The organism is Mesoflavibacter sp. CH_XMU1422-2, from assembly GCF_037029245.1.
In the GTDB taxonomy this organism is placed as follows: Bacteria; Bacteroidota; Bacteroidia; order Flavobacteriales; family Flavobacteriaceae; genus Mesoflavibacter; species Mesoflavibacter zeaxanthinifaciens.
The window spans coordinates 1-4,811 of sequence record NZ_JAYMEE010000085.1; the positions used below are offsets into that span (position 1 = coordinate 1).

Genomic DNA, 4,811 nt, shown 5'->3' on the forward strand with positions numbered 1-4,811 from the left:
GCGTATATCATAACCTTATTCCTCTCTTTGGTTCTTTATGATTAAATGTTAAAGTTAATAGATTGCTAACTTAAGCCGTATATAAGCTATGGCTTGGTCAGTACTCACTTGGAAAATCCTGCGGATTTTCCAAAGCAAGTTTTTATCAGGAAAGGTCTGTGCCGAGACACGCCACAGCCCATATACCAAACGTTAGGCACAAGCTGAAAAACCGAATGGCGAAAAAAATTGGAATTTTAATATTAATCGTAATTATCTCAATAATTCTCGCTTCGATTTACGGAATTTTACACAATCAGATTTCGTACTCTATCTCATCTGAATATTTTACGAAATTTAAATTTGACCAAATTGGAGAATGGTTACATCAAGTAGAAAACGAACGAATTGCAATCTCTTTTGTCGGATTTGTATCTACTTGGTGGTTCGGACTTTTACTCGGGCTGATTATCGGAATTGTAGGAATGTTTCAACCGAATTCCAAAATAATGTGGAAAAGTGGAATCGGAGCAATTTTTCGGACTTTAGGAATAGCAATCGGAATTGGAATCGTGGGAATTTTGGTTGGGAAGTTTCTAATCTCAAACTTAAATGCAAATTGGAATCTACCGGCTGAATTGATTGACCAAAAAAGCTTTTTGACTGCTGGAACGATGCATAATTTCAGCTATTTTGGTGGAATAATCGGACTGATTTACGGAATATTATATCAACTAAAAATAAAAAAAGCCAGTGCCTAACAACGGCTATAATCCATTGCGGCTGAAATTCCTATCGGAATTTCATTGCAATTTACTATCTTCCGGCTATGGCGGAAAGAATCCTGCGGATTTTTCCGCAACAAATCATAGCCAAACACGTTGTGTGTAATACCCAAACAAACTCAAAAATTGAAATGAAAAGACCTTTTTGGATTTTATTAACTTTAATTCTAGGATTTACATCTTGTAATTTTATGGGACCAGTTGATGTAAATATTGAGAGAAAAAATGTTGAAGTAAATTTAAATGATATTATTGGAACTTGGAAAATGGACAAATTCTCATACGAGTATCTTTCTGAAATTAAGAACGACAGTATTTTGTTAACCTTTAAGTCTAATAATAAATTTGAAATGAATAACTCTCAAAATCTGTTTGAGCGAGAAATTAATAACGGAATCTCATCTGGAACGTGGAAAATTATTGAACAATACGACACGAAAAAAATTAAGCTGAATTTTAACAAACCAAGTATTACAACGGATTTAGAAATTTATAAATTACAAAATAATTATCAATTGTGGTATTTTTTGTCAGACCCTGACACTGGTGAAAGAATCAGATTTCTGAAATAAAGTACTACACACAACACCGTATAATTCCAACTAAGGTTTTGTGTCCTGCGGACACAAACGCTCACGCGTCAAAGTCAGTTCTTTTTATTATCTTTAATCCTAAATTCCCTTAGCTGGGAAATTATACAAGACCGTTGTGTGTAATGTTGACCAACCAAAAAACTTCTTTGCTAAAAATTAAAAATCTGTTACCTTTGGGAAAAGGCTTAATGAATGAACAAAAATTATAAAAACTCGCAAACAGAGAATATCGCTGAAGACTTATTTTACGAGTATCGTCTTGGTGCTAAACCATTTCTCAAATGGGTTGGTGGAAAAAGACAACTTTTAGACCAATTTGATAATCTTTATCCAACGGAATTAAAATTAAAAAAGATTAAAAATTATTATGAGCCATTTGTTGGTGGTGGAGCAGTATTCTTTGACGTTGCGCAAACATATGAGATACAAAACGCTTACTTATATGACATAAATGATGAACTAATTTTAGCCTATAAAGTAATCCAAAAAGACGTTCACAAATTATTGGATTTTTTGGCTAAATATGATAAATTCTACAAACAACTTTCGGAAAAAAAGCAGAAAGAATACTATTACGAATTACGAGAAAGCTTTAACCTAAATAGATTTAATATTGACTACGAAAAATATTCAGAAAATTGGATTCCGAGAGCAGCACAAATCATTTTCTTAAACAAGACTTGTTTTAATGGTCTTTTTCGGTTCAATTCAAAAGGAGCTTTTAATTCACCTCAAGGTAGATACAAAAACCCAAAAATACTTGATGAACATAACTTATTAAATGTTTCTAAACTTTTAGAAATTGCAATTATTAAAAAAGCTGACTTTAAAGAAGTAAAAAACGATATTTCAAATGAAAGTTCTTTCGTTTATTTTGATCCACCTTACAGACCAATAAGTACAACGTCAAGCTTTACAGCATATTCAAAGTTTAATTTTGAGGATGACGAACAAATGCAGCTTGCAGGACTATTTTATGACCTAGATCAACAAGGACATAAATTAATGTTAAGTAATTCTGACCCTAAAAATACAGATCCTAACGACGACTTTTTTGATATAATTTATTCAAATTTCAACATTACAAGAGTTGATGCAAAAAGATCTATCAACTCAAATGCAAAAAAGAGAAAAGCAATCAAAGAAATTGTTGTAACAAATTATTAAAAAATGGCTAAAGGAAGAAGTGCTAATATTACAGGAAACCAATTAGAAGTTGCTGTGCAAACTGTTCTATTAAATAAAGGTTTTGAGATAGAAATGTATCGTGTTTGGAATAAAAAACCAGAAAATTACGGAAAAGAATTACTGCTAAAAAATGTACCATTTGAAACAATTTATGGTCATCGTGGAAACACAGAGTTTTTATTAATTTCAGAAAAATATAATCTTCGTATAAGAATTGAATGTAAATGGCAACAAAGTGCAGGTTCAGTTGACGAAAAACTTCCATATTTATATTTAAATACAATCGAAGCAATGCCAGAAAAAGATATAATGATTTTAATTGATGGAGATGGATTTAAAGCTGGAGCAAAAACTTGGTTAAGAAACGCTGTTCAAGAAAAACTTTATACGAATGAAAAAAACAATGATACAAACGTGATGGTTTTTTCATTAGCAGAATTTTTTACTTGGGCAAATAAGACATTTGAATAAATAAACACTACACACAACAATGGCTATAAGTAATTGCTTGTTCTCGCCTACTTCTGAAAATCCTCGCGGATTTTCAGTTTAGTGCGTACTTACAAAGTTAACCGCTAAACCACGCAACTACTCATAGCCGAGACCGTTGTGTGTAATTATGAAAAAATGATGTACAAAGGAGAACCAACCAAAGGAATAGAATTTTACAACCTGCTAAATCAATCGGAGGAATTCACATCTGAATTGGGTAAAGTTGCTTTGGCATCAGGAAAATTAGAGGCGGAATTAATTCAGTTTTTATCTAGAAACGAAATCAACGGAAATTATAAAAAAGCGACTCTTGGAGCATTAATAAGGATCGCAAATGAAAATAATCTCTTTAACGAAAATGAGAAGATAGCTTTTAAAATGATTTCTACACAGCGGAATTATATTACACACAATATTTATGCACTATTTACTGACTTAATTGAAGAAACTGTTTTAGAAAAAGAAAAGTTATTGGATTCTGATGTTCACCTTTACATTGAAAGAGCTTGGCAATTGAGAATAAATTTAAATGATCTTGCTGATATAATTAAAAGAAAACAAGTATTAACAAAATAGAATCAATGTCTTTAGATGTAAAACATTATCTAGGAATTTATAAAACAAGATTGGAAATGCAGAATTCTGGTATTACCAATCCAACGAATGAAATAAAGAAACTGACTAGAACAATAGTAGAAAAATTATCTCTTTTACCTCTTGAGGAAAAAATTGAATTGGAAAATGGAAAAATGATTGACTCAAAAGGTAATGTAATTATAACTTTTCCGAGAAATTAAAATGAATAAATAACTACACACAACAATGGCTATAATCCATTGCGGCTGAAATTCCTCTCGGAATTTCATTGCAATTTGCTATCTTTCGGCTACGGCGGAAAGAATCCTGCGGATTTTTCCGCAACGTATCATAGCCAAACACGTTGGGTGTAATTTGAGCGAAAATTTACAAATTTGATTATTTTACCAAAATTTGGTATATTTGATTAAAATTAAAACGTAATGAAAAACACATCAATATCGCTTGGAAATTATTTTGACCAATTCGTACAAACTCAAGTTTCTGCTGGACGATACAAAAACGTTAGCGAAGTAATCAGAGCTGGACTTCGACTTTTAGAAAATGAAGAAAGTAAAGTAATTGCTTTACGAAATGCAATTCAAGAAGGTCTAAACAGCCCATTAGTTGAAGATTTTGACTTTGACGAAAATCTAAAAAAACTAAAAGCGGAAAAAAGAAAAAATGGCTAAAGTAACATTAAGACAAAAAGCCATTGATGACTTAAATAACATTTGGGATTATACTTTTGAAAAATGGTCAGCAAAACAAGCGGACAAATATTATGCGACAATAAAGTTAGCATGTAATGGAATTGGACAAAATCCTGATGTTGGAAAAGAATATGACGGAATAAATAAAAACTTGCTCGGACTAAAATCTGGGAAACACATTATATTTTATCAATCAATTACCGAAGATAAAATTGAAGTTATAAGAATTTTACACGAGCGAATGGATTTGAAAAAAAGAATAACTGAATAAAAAAACTACACCCAACAATGGCTATAAGAAATTGCTTGTTCTCGCCTACTTCTGAAAATCCTCGCGGATTTTCAGTTTGGTGTGTACTTGCTAAATTAACTGCTAACCCACGCAACTACTAATAGCCGAGACCGTTAGCTTTAATGCTGGAGCAAGTTTGCGGTTTAAAAAAAAGCCTGGTTTATTTTTCGATTTTTTTTTAGAATTTTAAGGT

8 protein-coding genes are annotated in these 4,811 nt (G+C 31.6%); all 8 read left to right on the forward strand.

The annotated features are described in order from the left end of the window. The first annotated feature begins 215 nt into the window (after positions 1 to 215). The 8 genes from WA340_RS12760 (at position 216) to WA340_RS12795 (ending at position 4,597) form a co-directional block, all read left to right on the forward strand. A complete protein-coding gene (locus WA340_RS12760; RefSeq protein WP_336129366.1) occupies positions 216 to 740 on the forward strand; it encodes a hypothetical protein in 525 nt (174 codons plus the stop codon). 155 nt (positions 741 to 895) lie between these two features. Continuing rightward, a complete protein-coding gene (locus tag WA340_RS12765; protein WP_156876793.1) occupies positions 896 to 1,336 on the forward strand; it encodes a hypothetical protein in 441 nt (146 codons plus the stop codon). 213 nt (positions 1,337 to 1,549) lie between these two features. Next, a complete protein-coding gene (locus WA340_RS12770; protein ID WP_336129367.1) occupies positions 1,550 to 2,524 on the forward strand; it encodes a DNA adenine methylase in 975 nt (324 codons plus the stop codon). 3 nt (positions 2,525 to 2,527) lie between these two features. Beyond that, entirely contained in the window at positions 2,528 to 3,016 is a 489-nt protein-coding gene (locus WA340_RS12775) for a PD-(D/E)XK nuclease superfamily protein (protein ID WP_336129368.1), read from the forward strand. A gap of 156 nt (positions 3,017 to 3,172) precedes the next feature. Continuing rightward, entirely contained in the window at positions 3,173 to 3,613 is a 441-nt protein-coding gene (locus tag WA340_RS12780) for a hypothetical protein (protein WP_336129369.1), read from the forward strand. 5 nt (positions 3,614 to 3,618) lie between these two features. Then, complete coding sequence (locus WA340_RS12785; RefSeq protein ID WP_336129370.1) at positions 3,619 to 3,834, forward strand: hypothetical protein; 216 nt, start codon at positions 3,619 to 3,621, stop codon at positions 3,832 to 3,834. Positions 3,835 to 4,056: 222 nt separating this feature from the next. Beyond that, entirely contained in the window at positions 4,057 to 4,305 is a 249-nt protein-coding gene (locus WA340_RS12790; RefSeq protein WP_336129371.1) for a type II toxin-antitoxin system ParD family antitoxin, read from the forward strand. After that, a complete protein-coding gene (locus WA340_RS12795; protein ID WP_336129372.1) occupies positions 4,298 to 4,597 on the forward strand; it encodes a type II toxin-antitoxin system RelE/ParE family toxin in 300 nt (99 codons plus the stop codon). Before WA340_RS12790 ends, WA340_RS12795 begins: the two co-directional genes overlap by 8 nt. The last annotated feature ends 214 nt before the right edge of the window (positions 4,598 to 4,811 follow it).

What these genes read in the sequence shown, in the direction of transcription:
- WA340_RS12780 (WP_336129369.1), top strand. Translation starts at nt 3,173, where the DNA reads ATGATGTACAAAGGAGAACCAACCAAAGGAATAGAATTTTACAACCTG.
- WA340_RS12765 (WP_156876793.1), top strand. Translation starts at nt 896, where the DNA reads ATGAAAAGACCTTTTTGGATTTTATTAACTTTAATTCTAGGATTTACA.
- WA340_RS12795 (WP_336129372.1), top strand. Translation starts at nt 4,298, where the DNA reads ATGGCTAAAGTAACATTAAGACAAAAAGCCATTGATGACTTAAATAAC.
- WA340_RS12790 (WP_336129371.1), top strand. Translation starts at nt 4,057, where the DNA reads ATGAAAAACACATCAATATCGCTTGGAAATTATTTTGACCAATTCGTA.
- WA340_RS12775 (WP_336129368.1), top strand. Translation starts at nt 2,528, where the DNA reads ATGGCTAAAGGAAGAAGTGCTAATATTACAGGAAACCAATTAGAAGTT.
- WA340_RS12785 (WP_336129370.1), top strand. Translation starts at nt 3,619, where the DNA reads ATGTCTTTAGATGTAAAACATTATCTAGGAATTTATAAAACAAGATTG.
- WA340_RS12770 (WP_336129367.1), top strand. Translation starts at nt 1,550, where the DNA reads ATGAACAAAAATTATAAAAACTCGCAAACAGAGAATATCGCTGAAGAC.
- WA340_RS12760 (WP_336129366.1), top strand. Translation starts at nt 216, where the DNA reads ATGGCGAAAAAAATTGGAATTTTAATATTAATCGTAATTATCTCAATA.